The organism is Myxococcales bacterium (assembly GCA_016706225.1).
In the GTDB taxonomy this organism is placed as follows: domain Bacteria; phylum Myxococcota_A; class Polyangia; order Polyangiales; family Polyangiaceae; genus JADJKB01.
Window position 1 is genome coordinate 1,124,546 of record JADJKB010000021.1, and the last position, 19,685, is coordinate 1,144,230.

A 19,685-nucleotide genomic window follows, 5' to 3' on the forward strand; every position below is an offset into this window, starting at 1 on the left:
TACTGCCCGGATGCGCTTCGAATCGCGGATCGCAGTCTCGGTCCTGAGCACGGCTTGTGTGCTCGGTTTCGGCTGCGGTTCCAAAAAGAACGGCGGTTACTCCCCGAACAACCCCGGTGTCGGCGGCAGCGGAAACGGCAGCGGCAACGGTGGCACCGGCTCATCGGGCAACGGCGGCACCGGCTCTTCAGGCAACGGCGGCAGCGGCAACGGCTCGGGCAGCGGAGGAAGCGGAAACTTCGGCGGCGGCGGCCCCAACTGCGACGGCACGAAGTCGCCGGCCGAGGACGCCTGCGTGATCCACGAAAACTTCGCGATCTTCGTGTCGCCGGCGGGGGACGATCTCGAGGGGGACGGAAGCCGAGGCAAACCCTTCAAGAGCTTCGATCTCGCCATCTCGACGGCCGCCACAGCCAACAAACGTGTCTACGCCTGCGCGACATCTGGTGCGTTCGACGAGCAGATCACGATGGACTCCAACGCGGACGGCGTCTCGCTGTACGGCGCCTTCGACTGCGCGAGCTGGAACTACAACGGTCCGATCCGCACTCAGCTCAAGGGACCGGCGGCCGGAGTGATCAAGCTCGAAGGCCTGGTCAAAGGCGTGACCGTGGAAGATTTCGAGCTCACCGCGGAGAACGCCACCTCACCCGCCGCGGCGAGCATGGGCGTCGTGATTGGTACTTCGAAGAACATCGTGCTCCGCCGATTGAAGGTGACGGCGCAGAACGGTGCGCCCGGAGTGGTCGGATACACGACGCCGGGCATCGCCGATCCGGGCAAACCGGGCAACCCCGGCAAGAACGCTTGCAGCAGCAGCTCGACGGGCGGCGCGTCAGTCAGCACGGGTTGTGGTTTTCCCGAGAGCATCGGCGGCGACGGTGGGCCGGCTGGGGTTGGAGCGCAGAAGGGGGGCTCGGGAGTCGACGGCCAACCGAACCTGGGCGGCGGGCTCGCGGGCGTCGGCGAAGATCCTGCACTGCCGGGCGGCTGGAGCTGTTCAGGGGTGGGCGCTGGAGATCCAGGAAACGCAGGCAAGAACGGCGTGCCTGGACTCGGCGGCACGAGCACCGGCAAACTCGCGGGCAACGGCTGGACCTCGACGGCCGGCGGTTTCGGCACCGATGGCGGTCACGGCCAAGGTGGCGGCGGGGGTGGCGGGACCAAGGCGCCCGCGAGCTGTCCGGGCGGCCCGAGTCCGGCGATTGGTGCGTCCGGTGGCAGCGGCGGAAGCGGCGGCTGCGGCGGCATCGGTGGAGAGGGCGGCAAGGGCGGAGGCGCGAGCATCGCCGTCACGTCATTCCAATCCGAGGTCACGTTGGTGGACTGTGAGCTCAGCGCCGGCAGCGGCGGAAGCGGTGGCGCAGGTGGCGCGGGCCAGCTCGGCGGCAGCGCATCGAGCGGCGCGAGCGGCGGAGCCGGAGCGTGCAGCGGCGGCGGCGGCGGCAAGGGCGGCACGGCCGGCCACGGCGGCGGCGGTGCGGGCGGACCCAGCATTGGCATCGCGTTCAAGGGTTCGAAGCCCACTCGCACCGGCGGCAGCATCAAGATTGCTCCGACCGCCGCCGGCGGTGGCGCCGACGGGGGCGGACAGACGGTGGGCACAGGCGTCGGCGCGCCGGGAGTTCTAGCGAATGAGCTGGAGCTCCCGTGATGTTGTTGGGCTGGTGAGAGCGCGCTCTCAAGCACCCTTGATCAACTGCAACAGCTTCGCCGCCTCGGTCTCGTTCTGAGGCACCAGCACCTCGATGATTGCCGCACTCTGCCGCTCGACCGCGGAGCCGCGCTTCTGCCGCAAGATGCTCTGGGTCTTTTTCGCCTCTTCTTCGTCGTCGAAGCGGTAGATCGTGACGGTGCCCTTGTCGACGCCGCGGCTGATCTCCATCTGCGACGACGTGTAGGTGCCCTCGAGGTTCTTGATGGGCTCTCCGACGAGCTTCCAGCCGGCGGGGTGGATGCGCATGCCCACCGTGGTTGCGCCGAGGCCGTCGAAGCCCTTGCCACTCCGGGCGCCGAGCTCCGTTGGTTGTTCGTTGGCGGGCGCCACGCCTGCGCCCGCAGCCGGGGCGCGGGCGGGCGACGCCGTCGGGGTCGACGTCGGTCGCAGAAAAAAGATCACTCCCGCTGCCGCGACCACGACAAAAAGCCCGAGGGCTACGAACCCGGCAAATAGCGCAAGCGCGATGTTCGTTCCGCCGCCCGCGGCCGGTGCCTGGCTGATGATCTGGGCCCCGCCGCCCGTCTGCGCAGGCGTCGCCGAAGGCTGTGGGTAATACGGCGAGAGCGGCGTGGGCGGCGGCTCGGTCCCGTGGGCGTTCAGCGTCGCGGCGAGCCCCATCGCGGGCACGGACGCTCCGACGGCGCCCCCCATCGCGCGCTCGAGGTCCATCAACATCCCGGCAGCCGAGGCGTAGCGGAGCTGCAGTGATTTCTGGGTCGCTCGCTGGATCACGCCGCCGAGGGGGCTCGCAACGACCTCGTGCGGCAAGGTCAGCGGTTCCGCCGACGAGTGCGTCAAGAACACGTCGACGATCGAACGCCCCATCACGATGACACGCCCCGCGAGCAGCTCGCCCATCGTGAGACCGAGTGAGTAGAGATCTGCGGCGGGCCCGACCGGCTCGTTCCTGACCTGCTCCGGCGACATATAGCTCGGTGTGCCGATGGGCGAGGCGCCGACGGTCATCGGCGCGGCGCTCGCGTCCAGCGTCTTGGCGACACCGAAGTCGAGCACCTTCACGAAGTCCGGCTCGCCGGGAAAATCCGTGAGCACGAGGTTCGCAGGTTTGATGTCACGGTGCACGATGCCGGCGGCGTGTGCTTCCATCAGCGCCTTCAACACCTGCCGGGCAACGTGCGCCACGCGGGCGGGAGGCATCGGGCCTTCGGCTGCGATCAGCGCATCGAGCGGGCGACCCTCGAGGAACTCCCACACGATGAAAGGGAGCCCGTGATCCGTCGTGCCGAAGTCGTACACCCGCACGGTGTTAGGGCTCTTGAGTTGCTGCGCCAGCTCCGCTTCCCGGCGGAATCGCTCGAGCGCGCCCTCGGTGACCACAAGTCCCGCGTGCAGGACCTTGAGCGCGACGGTGCGGTTCAGGTTGAGCTGCGTGGCGCGAAAGACGGCGCCAAAACCGCCTCCTCCTTGCATTCCGTCGATGCGGTAACGACCGCCGACGACCTGTCCTACCGTCAAACTCACGTCATCCCCGTGGGGAGACCTGACATGGACCGCCGCGGGGTGCCAGGCACGAGCGCTCCTGTCCCGATCAGCGGCCAGGTGGCCGGACTCAGGTGAGTGGGCGCCGCAACAATCAAGGAGTAGCGTCAGCGCGCTTCAAGAGGAGTTCCACAATGCAAGCTAACCTGCGTTTCGTCAGTCCCGTCTTGCTCTTCGTCGCGCTTGGTTGCGCAAAAGAGGCGACGCCCAATCCCACCGCCACGGCCGAGGTCAAGCCGAGCAGCGCGCCTGCGCTGACGCCAGCGCCGAGTGCGTCCGCCGCGCCGGCCGAGAGCGCCGCTCCGACTGCGCGCCCGCAGCGCCGCGATCGCGCAGGCCTCGCCGGCATGTTCTACGCGGCAGTAGGTGACCTCGAGCTACCGGCTGACAAAAAAGCCAGCATCGACAAGCTGGGCGAAGAACTCGAGGCCGCAAAGCCGATGAATCCAGAGACGCACGCGGAGCTCACGGCCGCGCTGACCGAAGGCGTCAAGGCCGGCAAGGTCGAGATGAGCAAGCTCGAGCCCACTCTCGTCACGATGGACAAGGCGGCAGCCACCCGCAAAGAGGCGGAGGTCAAGGCGCTCGAAGCGCTGCACAAGGAGCTGGACGCCACGCAGCGGAAGGCCCTGGTGGACGCCATCAAGAAACAGCAAGCGGACCGGGAGGCTCGCTTCAAGGATCGCGACAAGCCTGCTGACGACAAGGACGACAAGGAGAAGAGCGCCGAGCGCAGCAAGCGCAAAGTCGAGCGCCTCGCCAAGGAGCTCGGACTCGACGCCGACCAGACCAAGAAACTCGAGCCCATCATCGCGAAGCAAGGCGACGAGCGCGGCGGTTGGAAGAAGGGGGGCCCGCCGGACGAGATGAAGAAGCGCGTCGACGCGTTGCTGACGGCGTTCGAGAAGGAGACCTTCAGCGCGGCGAAGCTCGATTTCGGTGCCGACTCGAAGCGCTTCCGCGAGAGCACCAAGAAGCGCGTCGATTACCTGAACGCGGTGCTCGGCGTGATCAAGCCGGAGCAGCGCGACAAGCTGGCCGCGACGCTGGAAACGCGGCCCCGCGGCGGCTTCGGGCGAGGCCCGGGCGGCCCAGGCGGCCGCCACGGACGCGGCATGGGGCGCCCCGGCGGGCGTGGGGACGACCCGGGCGCAGACGGTCCCGGCGAAGACGACTGAGCGTGAGGAGTGACGCCGTCGCCGTCGGCGGCGTCACTCCACCGTCACGGTCTTCGCGAGGTTGCGCGGCTGATCGACGTCGGTGCCCTTCAGATCCGCGATGTAATACGCCAGCAGCTGGAGCGGGATGACTGCCGCGATGGGCAGCGTGAGCTCCGCCATCTTCGGCAGCTCGATGCTGAACTGCGCAATCTTCTTGCCCTCGGTGTCCCCTTCCGTGACCAGAGCGATCACCTGACCGTCGCGGGCTCGAACCTCCTGCAAGTTCGAGAAGGTCTTCTCGTACTGCCGGTCTTTCGGCATCACGATCACCACTGGCATCTGCTCGTCGATGAGGGCGATGGGGCCGTGTTTCATCTCGCCCGCGGCGTACCCCTCCGCGTGGGCGTAGCTGATCTCCTTCAGCTTGAGCGCCCCTTCGAGGGCGATGGGATAACCGAGCCCGCGGCCCAAGAAGAGCATATGTGTGGCCGAGTGCCAGTGCCTGGCAGCGGCATGCACCTGCTCTTTGCGGGCGAGCGCCCAGCGCATGTCGTTCGGCAGCTCGAGCAAGGACTGGAAGATCTCCCGCGCGCGGTCCGCGTCGAGGATGCCGCGCCGTCGCCCGAGGTAGACCGCAAGCAGCAGCAGCGCCACGAGCTGCGTCGTGAAACACTTGGTCGAGGCCACGCCGATCTCGGGGCCCGCGTGGGTGTAGAGTGCACCGTCGCTGGCCCGGGGAATGGCGCTGCCCTGCACGTTCGCGATGGCGAGGATACGAGCGCCGCCCTCGCGCGCTGATTTGAGCGCGGCCAAGGTGTCCGCCGTCTCACCCGACTGGCTGACGGCGATCACCAGGTCTTTGGGCCCAAATACCGGCTCTCGGTAGCGGACCTCGCTCGCGAGCTCCGTGTGAGCGGGCACACGCGCCAAGAGCTCGAGGTAATAACGTCCGACCAACGCGGCGTGATGGCTGGTGCCGCACGCAATCAGCACCACGCGCTCGATGCGCGCAGCGGCATCGGCGTCCAGGCCGAGCTCGCCCTCTACCACCTCGCCGGCTTCGAGGTTCAAACGGCCGCGCAGGGTGTCCTCGACCGCCCGCGGCTGCTCGAAGATCTCCTTGAGCATGAAGTGCTTGAAGCCGCCCTTCTCTGCTTGAACCGGGCTCCAATCGATGTGCCTGGGCTTGCGCTCGACACCCACGCCCTCGAGGGTCTCGATGCGCAGGCCGTCGGCGCGAAGCTCTGCCATCTCTCCGTCTTCGAGGAACGACATGTTGCGGGTGCTGCCGAGCAAGGCCGGAATGTCGCTGCCGCAGAGCATCTCCCCTTCGCCGAGCCCCACCACCAGCGGGGACGCGTTCTTGGCGATCACGATGCGGCCCGGCTCCCGTTGACAGATGGCAGCGAGCGCAAACGCGCCGCGCACACGCGAGAGCGCCCGGCGCATGGCGAGAAACAGGCTACCCGCTCCGCTTTGGAGCTCGAGGTGCACGAGGTGCGCGACGATCTCGGTGTCCGTGTCGCTGGTGAAGCGGACGCCCGCAGCGGTGAGCTCGTGCCTCAGCTCCAGGTGGTTTTCGATGATGCCGTTGTGCACCACGGCCACGTCGCCCGCGGAGTGTGGATGGGCGTTCGGCTCACTGGGCCGACCGTGGGTCGCCCAGCGGGTGTGCCCGATGCCGGTAGTGCCCTGGAGCGGGCGGGTCTCGAGGGCTCGCGCCAGGTTCTCGAGCTTGCCAACGGCGCGCACGATCTCGATCTGTTCAGCACCCTGCACCGCGAGGCCCGCCGAGTCGTAGCCGCGGTATTCGAGCTTCCTGAGCCCATCGAGCAGGATGGGGGCCGCGATCCGTGGACCGACGTATCCGACAATACCGCACATGCCGATGAGTTCCTCTCGAGTCGATCGTTGCGCGGAGGTGCCCCTCGCTTCATGGCGAAGCTTGGTCTCAGCCCTTGAGGGCCTCCGCGCCGCCGATGATCTCCATCAGCTCCGTGGTGATCGCTGCCTGCCGCGCGCGGTTGTAGACCAGCGTCAAGCGGTCGATCATCTCGGACGCGTTCTTGGTGGCGGAATCCATCGCCGTCATCCGAGCGCCGAGCTCGCTGGCCATGCTCTCGAGCAGCGCCCGGAGCACGCTGATCTCGACGTACATGGGCACCAGCCGCTCGAGCAGCGCCTCTTTGTTGGGTTCGAAGATGAACTCGCGCTCGTACACCGGCTCGGCGGCCTCTTCGAGCTTCTTGAGCGGCAGCGGGAAGAGCGGCTCACACACCACTCGTTGGGTCATCGCGCTCTTGAACTCGTTGTAGACCAGATAGATGGAGTCGACGTCGGCCAACACGAACGGCTTGAGCACGACGCGAGCGACGTCCCTCGCCTGACCGAGATCCAGTCGATCCCAGATCCCCGAGAAGACGTGGACGACGGGGGCGCCACGGCGCTTGAAGTAGTCGCGACCCTTGCGGCCAATGACCGCGATCTGGACCTTCTGCCCGTCCGCCTCGCGCTCGTGCCACTGGCGCTCCGCGAGCCGCAAGATGTTGGTGTTGAACGCTCCGCAGAGCCCGCGATCGCTGGTGATGACCAGGATCATGACCGTCTTCTCGGGGCGCCGCGCCAGCAATCGGTGATCGGCGTCGATACCGCCGCCGCCGCCCTCCTCCAGTCGCCGACTGGCCGCCGCCGTGACCTCCGCCAGCACCTCCCCGGTCTTCACTGCGTAGGGCCTGAGCGCGAGGATCTTCTGCTGCGCGCGATTGAGGCGCGCACCCGCCACCATCTTCATCGCACGCGTGATCTTCTGCGTGCTCTTGACGGAGCTGATGCGCTTACGGATGGCTTTGAGGTTGGCCACGATCGACTCTCACTCTTCTTCGGAGCTGGCCACGAAGTTCTTGACGAACTTCTTCAGCACCTTGTCGAGCTTCTTCTTGACGTCATCGGTGATCTCTCGCTTTTCGCGGATGTCCTCCCAGAGATCTGGGTGTTTCTCGTCGATGTGGCTGTAGAGCTCCTTCTCGAAGGCCTTCAGCGACGCCACCGGTAGTTTGTCCACGAAACCGTTGGTGCCGGCGTAGACGATCACGACCTGCTTCTCGACCGCGAGCGGCACGTACTGACCTTGTTTGAGCAGCTCGGTGAGCCGCTGACCGCGCTCGAGCTGGGCACGGGTCGAGGCGTCCAGGTCGCTGGCGAACTGGGCGAAGGCCGCCATTTCGCGGTACTGCGCCAGATCGAGGCGCAGGGTGCCGGCGTACTTCTTCATCGCCTTGATCTGTGCGTTGCCACCAACGCGGCTCACGCTGATGCCGACGTTGATGGCGGGACGAACACCCGAGTAGAAGAGGTCGCCTTCGAGGAAGATCTGACCGTCGGTGATCGAGATCACGTTGGTCGGAATGTACGCGGACACGTCGCCGGCCTGCGTCTCGATGATCGGCAGCGCTGTCAGCGAGCCACCCGAGTGCGGGTCGCGCGCGAGCTCGAGCTCGTCCTTGTTGGGAAGGGCGGCCAAGGCCGCTTCGGCCGCGTGTTTGCCTTCTTCGCCGAGGTGGGTCTGGCCGTCCACGCCGCGGAAGCTCCAGTCACCCGCCGGCACGCTCTGGCCCTTTTTCACGACGAACCAGCGGTGGGCCATCTTTGCCGCGCGCTCGAGCAGGCGAGAGTGGATGTAGAACACGTCGCCCGGATACGCTTCGCGGCCCGGCGGGCGGCGGAGCAAGAGTGACATCTGACGGTAGGCGACGGCTTGTTTCGACAAGTCGTCGTAGATGCAGAGGGCGTGGCGCCCAGTGTCCCGGAAGTACTCAGCGATGGTGACACCGGTGTACGGCGCCAAGAACTGCAGCGGTGCGGTCTCGGTGGCCGTTGCAACGACGACCGTCGTGTAATCCATGGCCCCGTGGGCCTTCAGCTTGTCGACGACCTGAGCCACGGTCGACGCCTTCTGGCCAATCGCGACGTAGACGCAGAAGACGTCCTTGCCCTTCTGGTTGATGATGGTGTCGATGGCGATGGCGGTCTTGCCGGTCTGGCGGTCGCCGATGATCAGCTCGCGCTGGCCGCGGCCGATGGGGATCATGGCGTCGATGGCCTTCAAACCCGTCTGGAGCGGCTCCTTCACCGGCTGGCGCCCGATGATGCCCGGCGCCTTCACCTCGATGCGGCGGCGCTGGTTGCTCTCGATGGCGCCCTTGCCGTCGATGGGCTGACCGAGGGCGTTGACCACGCGGCCCGCCACGGCTTCCCCGACCGGCACGTCGGCGATGCGGCCGGTGCGCTTGACGGTGTCGCCTTCCATCACGGCGGTTGCGTCGCCGAGTACTGCGACGCCCACGTTGTCGTGCTCGAGGTTGAGCACGAGGCCGAAGGTGCCACCCGGGAACTCCACCAGCTCGCCAGACATCGCACCCTCGAGGCCGTAGATGCGTGCGATGCCGTCACCACTCGTGAGCACTGTCCCGGTCTCGGTGACCACGGCGGCGCGTTCGAAGTTCTGGATCTGCTTCTTGATGATTTGGCTAATTTCGTCGGCGCTGAGCTGCATGGCTTTTTCGCTGGGGCTATGGGCCGGCTTGGCCCGGTAAAACGGGGACCCTCGCAGGTCAGAATCGAAGAGCTTTCAGGTCAGAGGACCAAGACCCTTCAGGTCAGAATCAAAAACCCTTCAGGTCAGAATCAAAAACCCTTCAGGTCAGAATCAAAAACCCTTCAGGTCAGAATCAAAAACCCTTCAGGTCAGAATCAAAAACCCTTCAGGTCAGAATCGAAAACCCTTCAGGTCAGAATCGAAAACCCTTCAGGTCAGAATCGAAGAGCTTTCAGGTCAGAATCGAAGAGCTTTCAGGTCAAAATCCCAGACCACTCAGGTCAGACCGTCACTCGGGCCTGCCCGAGTGACTGGAACAACGTCAACAGTCTTGGAAAGTCAGATCACGATCGGAAAAGAGAGAGAAGAGAAGAAGAACCGGCGAGGCCGGTGGAACGCTGTTTGGGGGGTTGGAACAGTCGCGGGGCGGTTCGGGCGCCAGGGCGAAAACTAAATTCGAGGCCGGTGGAACGCTGTTTGGGGGGTTGGAACAGTCGCGGGGCGGTTCGGGCGCCAGGGCGAAAACTAAATTCGAGGCCGGTGGAACGCTGTTTTGCGGGTTGGAACAGTCGCGGGGCTTCACAGTCGTCGAGAGAAGAGAAAAAAAGAGAAGAGAAAAAAAGAAGAGAAGAGAAAGAACCCAGACCAGATCCGCTCACCCCGGGAGCAAACTCCGCTCGATGGCCCGGAGCCTCCCCTTCAAAGATCCATCAATCGTATTGTCCCCGATCTTGGTCACCACTCCGGCGATCAGGCTCGGATCCTGCTCGCGCTCGACGACCACCTTCATCTTGGTGTTGGCCTCGAGCTTCTTGACGAGTCTTGCGTAGAAGTCCTCGGAGAGCGCGCTGGCGCTGATGACCGTGGCCCGCACGATGCCGGCCTGTTCGTCCGCCATGCCGCCCAGTCGTTTGGCAATGTCCGGTAGCGCGTAGAGTCGGCGCCGGCGGGCCAGGACACGCACGGCGTTGATCGCCAGCTCACCCACCCCGAGCCGCTGCCCGATCTCCTTGAGCACCGCGTCGCGCTCTTCGTCGACAATCAGGGGGTTGATGGCGACGGAGCGGAGCTCGCGGCTCGTGGTGTAGGCGGCGGCGAAACTGCGCATCTGCTCGGTGAGCTGCGTGAGCTGACCGGCTTCGACGGCCAGCTCGAAGATCGCCCGCGTGTAGCGTTCGACGACGGGTGAACCGATCACGCTTTGCCTCCTCGGGTAACGAACGCCTGATCCAACTCGGCAAGGTACTCATCTGCCACGCGCTGATGGTCGGCCGCAGCAATCTCTTTGCTGATCCGCTCCGTCGCGCTCTTGACCGCGCCCTCGACTGCCTCCCGCACGAGCGCTTGGCGCGCCGCGGCGAGCTCTTGTTCGATCAGCAACCGCGCATCACGCTCCATGCGCGCGCGTCGCTCCTTTGCCTCCGCGAGGATACGCGCCCGCTCTGCCTGGCCCGCCTCGCGCATCTCACGCTTCACCCTCTCGATCTCTTCGTCAAGATGCTCGAGTTTGTCTTCGTACTCGGCGAGCCGGTCGGAGGCGTCGCTCTTCATCCGGGCGGCGTCGTCCATGCCGTGCATGATCGAGGCCTTGCGCTTCTTCAGTGCATCCGCGACAGGGCGGCGCGCGACGCGAATGACGACGAAGAACAGGATGCCGGCGTTGAGCAGCATTGCCAGGAGCGGCGGCTGCATGCCCTTCGGACGGAACAGGACCGATGGCTCGGCGTCCGCGGACTCGGCGATCATGCCGTAATACCAGTTGATGGGCCCCGGACCGTGATCCGCGCCGTGCTCACCGCCGGGATCAGAAGGCGCCGCCCCCTCCGCGGAATCCGCGCCGTGAGGCGCCGTTGCACCGTGGCCCGCGCCCGGCGCTGATTTCTCCGCCCAGGCCAGGCTGGTGAGGGTCAGCGCCAGCAGCGCAAAGAGCGGCGGAAGCCAGGAAGAGAAGCGTTTCATCAGCGCACCTCCCGCCCGAGCACTCGCGCCGCGACCTCACGAGCGATCTGCTCGGTCTGCCGCCCGAGGTCGAAGCGAATGCCGTTCACCTCGGTCTCGATCTTCTTGCGTCCGTCTTCGACGACGCGGGTGGTGAGCGCCCGAGCATCATTCAAGATTTCTGCCTCGAGCTTGCTGGTCTCTGCCCGCAGGTGGTCGCGCTCTTCGGAGGCCACACGATGGATGTTCTCGACCTCAGCCTCGTATCGGCGCAGGAGCTGCCCTGCCTCTTCCTGCATTTCGCGAGCTTCGGCGCGAGCGCCTTCGGTGCGCTTCTCGCGCTCCTCGAACACCTTCAGGACGGGATCGAAGAGCAGAGGCTTCAACACGACGATCAGCGTGGCGAAGATCAGCATCTGCAAGACGAACGTCTTGTCGAAGTCGATACTGATCCCCCCGCTCATTGCGGCGCCGAGCATGGGATTCAGGGTCACGGTGGTCACCTGGCCAAGTCCCGAGGAGTATCGGGAGCTTTCGGGAGTCGGGTTCCGCCGTACCGGTCCAAGGCTGAGGATGCGTCTACGACGCGCTCAGACCCTCACCGGGCGGCGCGCGCGAAGTACACCATCGGGTGGGGCGTGTCTAGCGCAGTGCGTGATGCGGCTGAGCGGCGGATATTTCACCTGCTTTTGTCCAGTCGGACCCCAGCACCGGGCGCAGAATCGGAGCCCGCAAACGTTGCAGCACGAGTGGGTAGCTCTCCTGTCCGGCGGGGGCTTCCGCGTCAGGTTCGACCTCGAGCAAGGGCCCGAGCGCGAAGGTGCGCTCGGTCAGCCGCTCATGGGGAACGCGCAGCCCGGGTGCGGAGTGGGTCACACCCCTCGCCCAGAGCAAGTCCAGGTCGATGGTTCGAGGGCCCCACCGCTCACGTCGCTCTCGCCCCAGCTTTCGCTCGATCTCGAGCAGGCGTTCGAGCAGCAAGGCTGGCCCGAGACCGGAATCGAGCGCAACGGCGGCGTTCAAGAAGGGCCCCTGCTCCGGACCGCCCCAGGGGTCCGACTCGTAGAGCCGGGAGGCTCGGGCGAGCGGACCGACTCCGGCCAGCTCGATCACGGCCCTTCGCAGCAGGGCGAGCCGGTCGCCGAGGTTGGATCCGAGCCCAATCACGTACCGAATCGGCGTCGCCATTGCGGACCGACAGGCTAGCGCGATATCGAAGGCATATGCTCGGTCTGACGCCTGGAGAGGTGGTCGTGGTCGGCTTCGTGGTCATCGCCGTGGTCACCGCGGGGTGGTGGCCCAGCTTGGGCGCGACAATCGGCGGCCTAATCGCCGAAAAACGCCGGGATTCGTCGGGCTCGCCGCGGGCGCCGAGGGACTGACCCGACCCCCTTGCATGCCCGCCGCCGGGTGAGGCGCTGGCTCGAGCGAAATCCGAGGGAAATGGCTGACCCCACGCCGCGGCAGTTCCGTCTCGGGAAAAGCCGCTCTAACGTGGATAGTCACCGTGGCATCCGAATTCTCGGGCGGCGAGTTCGACGCGCCGCGCGACGAGCCGCTCATCTTCATGAGCGACGCGTCGGCTGAAGCCGAGCGGCTGATGAGCGCGCTCAGGAGTCGCGGCTACGCGGTGGTGGATGTTGCGCTCACGTTGCTCGTGGGCCGGGTGTCGGTGCAGAAGCCTTCGCTGATCTTGTGCGACGTCGACGCAGTGGGGGCGCTCGAACAGGTGAAGCGCTTGCGCGAGGTCCCTGGCGGCAACGGGGTCGACATCATCTTCTTTGGTGAACCGAGCCGCACCCTCGACGAGCTGCGCGACGAGGTGTTTCACGAATCGAGTGGGTTCTTCGTTCGACCGGTCGATACCTTCGGCCTCCTGAGGAAGGTCGAAGCGCTGATCGGCCCGCCGGCATCACCGCACAGCGGACGCCCCATGTCGGGCCCGTCGAGTCGACCGCCGCCCTCGTTGCCGCGTAATGCCCCGGAGTCCGGGCGCCCCACGCCCAGCTCGATTTCACCCGCTGCTTCCGCGCCGCGCAGCGCACCGGACTCGGCGCGTTCGGCACCTGCCGCGATCAGCACGGCGCCTCCGGTGCCGTCCTCGCCGGCGCCGCCAGCCCAGGCGGCTTCGACCACACCACCCCGAGCTCCCGCGCGCGTTCCCGAGCTCCCTTCGCCGGTCCCGGACTCTGGCCCGAGCTCATTGCCACCGGCGCACTCGTCCGAACCGCCGCGGCGCGGCAGCTCGTTGCCTGCCCCAGAACCCAGCTTGCCCGTGCCCATCCCGCTCGGTTTTGGCGCGGACCCGGAGCCGGTGATGTCTCCGCTCGGGCGACAGATCCCGCAATCGGAAATCAGCGCCGAGCTCGAAGGCATCTTGGCGCGAGCAGAGCAGCGGGTCGGCAGCAGCGGGTCGGCGCGGGCTCCCGCGTCGCTCCGCCTGACCCCAGAGGCCGAGGTCGACGCAGTATTGCCCGCGGACGTGCTCTCGGCGCTCGACGAACCCCTCGGTATCGACGACGAGGACGACGAGGATGCCAGCGGTGGCACTGGCACCGGCAGCGGCGGTGGCAGTGCACGCACGGGCATGCTCACCGGCGTCGGAACCAGCGCCGGGGCGCTGGCAGCCGCAGGCACCGGGGCGATGGCCGCGGTTCCAGCTCAAGCTTTGGACTCGAGAGGCAGCGCTGGACTCACGGCCCCTCCTCCACGCCGCGGCCAGAGTGGCGACGGCGTGATGCCGATGGCGGGAGTCGAAGAACCGCCCAACACCCCTCCGGCGGGAGGCACTCGGCCGCCTGATCCGGCGAGCTGGCCTCCGAGCATGAACGCTCCGAGCGCAATGACCAGCGTCGAGAGCAAACCGACCAGCGCACGCGCGGGCGAGCAAGACGCCCACACGGCGGTGCTGCGGCCAACCCCGCTGCCACCTTCCGCGACTCCCGACGGGCTGCGTTTACCGCAGCCGCTGGTCATTCCTCCACCACCAAGGACCGTGTCCACACCCCAACCCGTCGGTCCGCTCGAGATCCCGCAGGCCCTCGGCCGTGGTGACAGCGCGGTCGGCATTGCCCGCGCGATCCGTTCGCGCTTCACGGGCGCGCTGGCCTTCGAGAGCGACGCGGGGATCCGGCGCATCGTGCTGCGCGACGGCGATTTCGTGACTGCCGCATCGGGCATCGCGAGTGAGTCGCTGGTCGCGTTCCTGACCGAACGAGGCACGCTCGGGCCCGAGGTGCAGAAGTCGCTCGGCCACAAACTTCCTCCGTTCGGACGCCACGCCGGGGCCGCGCTCATCGCCCACGGACACCTGCGGCAAGACGAGCTCTGGCCCGTGCTCCGATCTCACGCCGAGTGGCTCGTGGGTCGGGTGCTGGAAATGACGGCGGGCTCCGCCGGGCTCGAAGCGGACGTGCCGGCGAGGTTGCAGGCCGAGCCTGCCGTATTCGGGGGCGCGACGGGCGCCGAGGTCTACGTCGAGATCGTTCGCCGCGTGGTGGCACCAGACGAGGCGATGTCGCGCCTGGGCGGCCCTCGCGCACGCTTGGTTGACGGACCCAACCCGTCGCTGCTCGGGGAGTGCGCGCTCTCACCCGAAGAGACCATGATGACGAATCGCGCCAAGGCCGCGACCCTGGGTGAGGTGATTTCTCCCGCTGCGCCCCCGGACGTACCGTCGGTCCTGTACGCGCTGGTGGCGCTCGGGGTGCTCGAAGCCCTGTCCCCCGCAGCGGCGGCGCCGGACAAAAGCCGGGCCCAGGCACCGGTCTACGACGCGCTCGACGAACAGGCTCTGCGCGCGCGGATCCTCGCGCGCAAAGCGCTCGTGGAAGAGGGTGACTACTTCGCTCTGCTCGGTGTGGCGAAGAGCGCGACCAGCTACGACGTCCAGCGCGCCCACGCCGAGCTGCGCAAGGAGTTCGAGCCGAGCCGCATCCTCACCGCCAGCACCGCGAACCTGCGCCCGGAGGTCGATCTGATCATCGAGGTGCTCGACGAAGCTTACGAGATCTTGTCGGACCAACTACGCCGCGATCGCTACCGCCGAGCCCTCGAGGCCACACCCGGGTAGCCGGTTCGCAGGCCGACGCTGCTCAGTGGATGTGCGCGCGACCGAGCGCTCGCCGGTTCATCACGTGCGCGAACACCAGCACGCCACCGCCGATGGCGGTGAGGACCGACTCGACGACGAGGCCCAGGCCCGGCGCGAACGCCGCACCGGCGAGCACGATGACGCCGAACCCTCCGATGACCGGCACGTACTTGAGATGATGCACGCGATAGCCCGGCACGAATGCCAGGACGGCGAGCAGGACCACGAGCACCGCCAGCACCTCGTGTACGCCGTCGTTCGCCAGGAACGACAACCCGAGCGCTGGCAACAGGCTGAGCACGAGCGGCATCGCCATGCAGTGCACCACACAGGCCGCGGACACGATCACGCCCAGGGTGTCCCAGCGACGGACGCGGCCCTCGATCTCGGCTTCACTGGCGGTCACGGAAGAGTCGTGCTCCATAGCTCACGAGACCCCATCGTTCAAACAGAGTTTACCCGAGCTTGGAGGCAGCAGGCCGCCCGGGCGGCTGCCGATGCTCACTGGATGAACTCGGGATTCTCCACGTCCTCGGAGCCGCATCCGCTGGCGCGACGAGTGGATTACAACGCGAGGGCGTGCCCGCGGGGATCTCGACGACGTAGTCGACGCCCTGAACGGGCGCGGGGTAGTCGGTGCTGACGAGCTGCGCTCCGCTCTTCAGCGCGGCGTCGCGGGTGCTGGTATCGCCGGCAAACGGCTCCACGTTGTCGGAGTCAGCCCGAGTCCGAACGATGAACCCTTGGGTGACGGCGTCACCGATCGCCGCCGAGTTTGCGTCGTTGAGCACGTAGGTTCCCTCGTAAGCCGCGCCGGGCTTCGACGAGACGAACATCAGCCGGCCGTCGACGTTCTGATCACCGTGGGTGTATGCGTCCCGCCACGCGCTGGCGTCGTCGACGAAAAACAGGATCTTCCCCCGCACCTCCCCGAGGGTCGGCCAGCCGCGCTGCAAGATGCCCTCGCGCAGCGTCGCCGCGTCTCCCTTCACGTCGTCCGGCGTGACGATGCGTTCCCTCGGCCACTCGGAGAGGATCTCGCTCTCGAGCTTGGTGAAGTAACTCTCGACGTCCGCGGGCAGCCCGTCCTTCGGTTCGACTTGCACGAAGATCGGGTGGTGCGCGGGGTTCTTGCGCGACCAGCCCGCGAGCGCGGCCAGACAGTCGACAAAACGCCGGCAGTTGGAGTTTTCGTCGATCACTCCGATGTGGAAGACCACGAACTCCTCCGCGTCAGCGTCGTAGCGAGTGTCGAGCTCGAACTGCCGTACCCCTTGGTCGCGGAGCTGCACGTCGAGGGGCGCGTGAGTGTACTTGAGGGCCGCCACGGTCATGCCCTCGACCTCCACGTGATAACTATTGTGGGAACCCTTCGCTTGCAGCTGATTCATGCGCAGCTCGGTGTCCTTCGGATACACGAAGCTCTTCTTTTCGGCTGGGTCGTCGCCACCGCAGCCCACCAGCGAAAACGCGGCCAGCGTGGCAAGCGCCTGGGGACGCAGTTTCAGCGTGCGCGCGGCCCAGACCATGCCGGACAGCATAGCGTGAGGCGCCGGGCACGCGAAATCCGTGGTAGCTTTTGCAGGTGCGCGTGCTCTCTCGTGTGTTGGCAGCAGCGGCGCTGCCGGCGATTTTGTCATGGAACGCTCCGGCGCGAGCCGACGCCGATGCGGGTGTCGACGCGGCGGAGGCCGGCTCGACGGACGCCGGCGCCGACGCGAGCCTCGGGCCCTGGGACGTGCTGGCGGCGTACTGCAGTGACACCGAGCTCGAGTGCACGCTGGCGAAGCTCGACTACCAGAAGACGGTATCACTGCCGATTGCGTTCGACTTCGACACCGGCTGGGTGCCCCAGGGCAGTGATCTTCAGCTGCGTTTCTTCTTGAAGGTTCCCGCGAGCACCACGGTCGAGCTCGACGGATTCCTCCAGACCAAGTGGCCGCAAGCGATGACGCTTGCCACACCGGGCGGCAGCCACGGCCTCCTGAAGTTCGACTACGGCCTCGACCTCGGTGCCAAGGCCAAGCTCGACGTCAACGTGATCGGCGTGCCCGTGAAGTGGGAGGGGGACATCCCGTTCGTGCCGCAGGTGAACTTCCACTTGAAGGCGGAGAAGACGTTCACGCCATGGGCGTTCGAGCCCGACGTCGCCACGGCGACCGGCTCGAGCCCGAAGCTGCGCATGTTCGAGGTCAACCTGCTCGACCTCGTGGGGATCCCGAGCCAGCTCAGCAAGGGCGGGGTTGCGCTCGACGTGGCGGGTGATCTGAGCGCGACCTATCACACCGATCGCATCCGCATCGAACCCGCGAAGGTGACCGAATCCGCCATCACCAGTGCTGGAGGAACGACCGAGCGTGAGTTTACTGGAGGCGCGTTCGTCGAGTACGACGTCTTCCCCGAAGGAAGAGTCGATTACAAGGGCGCGCTGCACCTGATCCCCACCTTCTTCATCAAGGTGTTGGGTAAGGACTTCAGCCTCCCGCTCGTCGACATTCCCGTGGCCGTGCCGCTAGGGAAACAGGACTTCGTGTTCGATCCCGTGCGTGTGCACGTGCCACTTCCGGATCTCGACGGCGTGGCAGAGAGCCTCTCGTTCGGACAGCTCGCCGTCGGTGAGACCAAGACGCTGAGCCTCGATTTGTCCAACATCGGCGAGGCCAAGGCGCGCGCCACGGGTTTCTTGGACGCCTCCAAGTCGAAGGTCTTCGCGCTGCCCAAGACCGAGGTGTTCGTCGAATCCCAGAAGAGCGCGACGTTCTCGGTGAGCTTCACCCCGGACAGGGTCGGCAAACAGAGCTCGGTGCTCACGCTGGTCACCAACGACCCGGACGAGCGATTTTTCATGGTCACCCTCACCGGAGAGGGTCTGGGTGATGCGCCTCCGGTCGACGCCGGGCTCAAACCTGCGGACGAGGCAGGGGATGACGGGGGCTGTGGTTGCCGCCCCCGAGGCGGCCCGACCGAGGCGCCCGTCGCCCTGATGGGCCTGGCGCTGCTCTGGGGTTTTCGGCGCAGAAATCGGCTCGACCGAAATAATCCCAGCTGATTGTGCAAGCTCGCCGCCGGGCCGGGTCATTACGGCGATGGCGGCGATCAAGAAATGGGCGCCGGGTGTCGCCGTCCTCGCGAGCATCCTTTTCGTCGGATGTGCGACGGCCACGGGCGCTGGAGAGGAGGACCAAGGCTCATACGGGCTTGGCGGCGGGACGAGTGGACCGGAGTGCAAACCGGAGAGCGGGTGCTCGTCGTGTACGGGCTGCATCGCACAGTGCATTTGCGCCACCGGCGACAAAGTCGGCTGTGTCGAATCCTGCGGCCCACCGGGTGGCTCCCCGCCGCCAGACCCAAATCAAGGCGGAGGCGGAACCCCCGGCGGCCCCCCTCCGGAGGGTGGCGGCGGCAGCGGCGGCGGCTGGGATCCGGGCGGCGGCGGCGGCAACGTCGGCGGGAACGGCGGCGGCGGCAACGTCGGCGGGAACGGCGGCACGAGCGGTGGCGGCGGGAACGGCGGCACGAGCGGTGGCGGCGGCTCCGGAGGCGGACCCGTCGGCGGCAACTGCACCTATCCACCGGGTCCCTACGGAACGTCTGTTGGCTCGGTCCCGAACCCCTCGCTCTCGTGGCAAGGGTACTTCGAGGGCGCCGCAACGGCGACCACCATCAAGATCGAAGACTACTTCGACTGCGACGGCACGCGCGGCATCCATGCGGTCTTCCTCGCGCAGTCGGCCGTGTGGTGCGGCGCGTGTCAGGAGGAGGCGCAAGATCTGAACAACGTGATGGCCGGCGGCTGGACTCAGAAGGGCATTCGGGTCTTGACCCTGCTCATCGAGGACAACTCGGGGAACCCCGCCCAGTTGAAGCACGCAGAGGCCTGGAAGAACACCTTCAAGGCGAAGAGCTGGAGCGTGGTGGCCGATCCGGCGTTCACTTTCAAGAACTCGGGCTCGAACGGCCTGCCGCTCGGGATCATCATCGACCCGCGCACGATGAAGATCGTCAAGAAGATGAGCGGCTACAGCCCGTCGAATCCGACGCTGGTCAACCTGGCAGCGCAGAACGCGAAGTGAGCGCACTGCTGGGGATGCGCAGCGAAGGTTCCGCGACCGGCGCACGCTCAAATAGACTGCGGCGCCCACGTGGGCGCCGCAGAGGGTGCACGCATCACGGCAAGTCCGGCTCGCCGCGATCGCCTGGTCACGGGTCAGTCCGTTCCCGCGTCGCCGGGCGATCCGCTCGCGCCGCCGGTGCTCGAGCCGGCTGCACCGCCGGTCGCCGAGCCCGCTGCGCCGCCGGTGCTCGAGCCGGCTGCACCGCCGGTCGCCGAGCCCGCCGCGCCGCCGGTCGCCGCGCCCGCAGCACCGCCGGTGCTCGAGCCCGCCGCGCCGCCGGTCGCCGCGCAGCCAGTGCCGGTGCCGCCTGTCGAGGCGCCACCGGTCCCTTTTTTGTCATCAGTACTGTCATCACTGCAGCCCGCCGCGACGGCGCCGAGTGCGGTGACACAAGCCACGCCAAAAGCCAGGTTTCTGAAACGCATATTTACCTCCAATAAGACCCGCTCGACTGCACGCTTGCTCGGGGGAGAGCGCGCGTACGTTCTTCGCGAGTTAGCTGAAGCGTAGCAGTGGCAAGAAGCATGCGCTGCTCGGCGGTGCGAATCGGAGCGCCAAACGCACT

General features: G+C 66.8%; 16 protein-coding genes. 5 read left to right on the forward strand and 11 right to left on the reverse strand.

The genetic code is table 11. The features are described from left to right. Positions 1 to 10: 10 nt before the first annotated feature. A complete protein-coding gene (locus tag IPI67_29720) occupies positions 11 to 1,654 on the forward strand; it encodes a hypothetical protein (protein MBK7584371.1) in 1,644 nt (547 codons plus the stop codon). 27 nt (positions 1,655 to 1,681) lie between these two features. Here the strand turns inward: IPI67_29720 and IPI67_29725 are convergent, their stop codons facing one another. Next, on the reverse strand, positions 1,682 to 3,202 hold the full coding sequence (locus tag IPI67_29725; protein MBK7584372.1) for a serine/threonine protein kinase: 1,521 nt from the start codon (positions 3,200 to 3,202) through the stop codon (positions 1,682 to 1,684). A 152-nt stretch (positions 3,203 to 3,354) separates the two neighbouring features. On the opposite strand from IPI67_29725, the gene IPI67_29730 reads away from it, so the two are divergent. Next, the gene (locus tag IPI67_29730) at positions 3,355 to 4,398 is read left to right on the forward strand and encodes a hypothetical protein (GenBank protein MBK7584373.1); all 1,044 of its coding nucleotides are present in this window, start codon (positions 3,355 to 3,357) and stop codon (positions 4,396 to 4,398) included. A 33-nt stretch (positions 4,399 to 4,431) separates the two neighbouring features. On the opposite strand, the gene glmS is transcribed toward IPI67_29730, so the two are convergent. From glmS to folK, 7 genes are all read right to left on the reverse strand, one after another. Then, complete coding sequence (gene glmS / locus IPI67_29735) at positions 4,432 to 6,264, reverse strand: glutamine--fructose-6-phosphate transaminase (isomerizing) (GenBank protein MBK7584374.1); 1,833 nt, start codon at positions 6,262 to 6,264, stop codon at positions 4,432 to 4,434. A 67-nt stretch (positions 6,265 to 6,331) separates the two neighbouring features. Beyond that, on the reverse strand, positions 6,332 to 7,240 hold the full coding sequence (atpG, locus tag IPI67_29740) for an ATP synthase F1 subunit gamma (GenBank protein ID MBK7584375.1): 909 nt from the start codon (positions 7,238 to 7,240) through the stop codon (positions 6,332 to 6,334). 9 nt (positions 7,241 to 7,249) lie between these two features. After that, positions 7,250 to 8,932, reverse strand: a complete 1,683-nt coding sequence (locus IPI67_29745; GenBank protein ID MBK7584376.1) for a F0F1 ATP synthase subunit alpha — start codon at positions 8,930 to 8,932, stop codon at positions 7,250 to 7,252. 697 nt (positions 8,933 to 9,629) lie between these two features. Beyond that, positions 9,630 to 10,172: an ATP synthase F1 subunit delta gene (gene atpH, locus IPI67_29750; GenBank protein ID MBK7584377.1), complete on the reverse strand. Its 543-nt coding sequence runs from the start codon at positions 10,170 to 10,172 to the stop codon at positions 9,630 to 9,632. Further along, complete coding sequence (locus IPI67_29755; GenBank protein ID MBK7584378.1) at positions 10,169 to 10,933, reverse strand: ATP synthase F0 subunit B; 765 nt, start codon at positions 10,931 to 10,933, stop codon at positions 10,169 to 10,171. The genes atpH and IPI67_29755 overlap by 4 nt, the downstream gene beginning before the upstream one ends. Beyond that, complete coding sequence (locus IPI67_29760) at positions 10,933 to 11,400, reverse strand: ATP synthase F0 subunit B (protein ID MBK7584379.1); 468 nt, start codon at positions 11,398 to 11,400, stop codon at positions 10,933 to 10,935. Before IPI67_29760 ends, IPI67_29755 begins: the two co-directional genes overlap by 1 nt. A 154-nt stretch (positions 11,401 to 11,554) precedes the next feature. Beyond that, positions 11,555 to 12,100 (reverse strand): 2-amino-4-hydroxy-6-hydroxymethyldihydropteridine diphosphokinase, encoded by a 546-nt coding sequence (gene folK / locus IPI67_29765; protein MBK7584380.1) that lies wholly within the window; start codon positions 12,098 to 12,100, stop codon positions 11,555 to 11,557. Positions 12,101 to 12,419: 319 nt separating this feature from the next. On the opposite strand from folK, the gene IPI67_29770 reads away from it, so the two are divergent. Beyond that, the gene (locus IPI67_29770; GenBank protein MBK7584381.1) at positions 12,420 to 14,984 is read left to right on the forward strand and encodes a hypothetical protein; all 2,565 of its coding nucleotides are present in this window, start codon (positions 12,420 to 12,422) and stop codon (positions 14,982 to 14,984) included. A gap of 22 nt (positions 14,985 to 15,006) precedes the next feature. On the opposite strand, the gene IPI67_29775 is transcribed toward IPI67_29770, so the two are convergent. After that, positions 15,007 to 15,429, reverse strand: coding sequence for a MerC domain-containing protein (locus IPI67_29775; protein MBK7584382.1), 423 nt, complete (start codon positions 15,427 to 15,429; stop codon positions 15,007 to 15,009). Between the two features lie 31 nt (positions 15,430 to 15,460). Next, positions 15,461 to 16,534 carry a hypothetical protein gene (locus tag IPI67_29780; GenBank protein ID MBK7584383.1) on the reverse strand — a complete coding sequence of 358 codons (1,074 nt, stop codon included), beginning with the start codon at positions 16,532 to 16,534 and terminating at the stop codon, positions 15,461 to 15,463. A 56-nt stretch (positions 16,535 to 16,590) separates the two neighbouring features. Between IPI67_29780 and IPI67_29785 the strand changes: the two genes are divergently transcribed. Both IPI67_29785 and IPI67_29790 read left to right on the forward strand, forming a co-directional pair. Continuing rightward, complete coding sequence (locus IPI67_29785) at positions 16,591 to 18,054, forward strand: hypothetical protein (protein MBK7584384.1); 1,464 nt, start codon at positions 16,591 to 16,593, stop codon at positions 18,052 to 18,054. Positions 18,055 to 18,091: 37 nt separating this feature from the next. Beyond that, positions 18,092 to 19,078, forward strand: coding sequence for a hypothetical protein (locus IPI67_29790; GenBank protein ID MBK7584385.1), 987 nt, complete (start codon positions 18,092 to 18,094; stop codon positions 19,076 to 19,078). A 134-nt stretch (positions 19,079 to 19,212) separates the two neighbouring features. Here IPI67_29790 and IPI67_29795 read toward each other — a convergent pair whose 3' ends face one another. Then, positions 19,213 to 19,545 carry a hypothetical protein gene (locus IPI67_29795; GenBank protein ID MBK7584386.1) on the reverse strand — a complete coding sequence of 111 codons (333 nt, stop codon included), beginning with the start codon at positions 19,543 to 19,545 and terminating at the stop codon, positions 19,213 to 19,215. Between the last annotated feature and the right edge of the window lie 140 nt (positions 19,546 to 19,685).

What these genes read in the sequence shown, in the direction of transcription:
- IPI67_29790 (MBK7584385.1), top strand. Translation starts at nt 18,092, where the DNA reads ATGGCGGCGATCAAGAAATGGGCGCCGGGTGTCGCCGTCCTCGCGAGC.
- glmS (MBK7584374.1), bottom strand. Translation starts at nt 6,264, where the DNA reads ATGTGCGGTATTGTCGGATACGTCGGTCCACGGATCGCGGCCCCCATC.
- IPI67_29720 (MBK7584371.1), top strand. Translation starts at nt 11, where the DNA reads ATGCGCTTCGAATCGCGGATCGCAGTCTCGGTCCTGAGCACGGCTTGT.
- IPI67_29775 (MBK7584382.1), bottom strand. Translation starts at nt 15,429, where the DNA reads ATGGAGCACGACTCTTCCGTGACCGCCAGTGAAGCCGAGATCGAGGGC.
- IPI67_29780 (MBK7584383.1), bottom strand. Translation starts at nt 16,534, where the DNA reads ATGGTCTGGGCCGCGCGCACGCTGAAACTGCGTCCCCAGGCGCTTGCC.
- IPI67_29755 (MBK7584378.1), bottom strand. Translation starts at nt 10,933, where the DNA reads ATGAAACGCTTCTCTTCCTGGCTTCCGCCGCTCTTTGCGCTGCTGGCG.
- IPI67_29730 (MBK7584373.1), top strand. Translation starts at nt 3,355, where the DNA reads ATGCAAGCTAACCTGCGTTTCGTCAGTCCCGTCTTGCTCTTCGTCGCG.
- folK (MBK7584380.1), bottom strand. Translation starts at nt 12,100, where the DNA reads ATGGCGACGCCGATTCGGTACGTGATTGGGCTCGGATCCAACCTCGGC.
- IPI67_29745 (MBK7584376.1), bottom strand. Translation starts at nt 8,932, where the DNA reads ATGCAGCTCAGCGCCGACGAAATTAGCCAAATCATCAAGAAGCAGATC.
- IPI67_29795 (MBK7584386.1), bottom strand. Translation starts at nt 19,545, where the DNA reads ATGCGTTTCAGAAACCTGGCTTTTGGCGTGGCTTGTGTCACCGCACTC.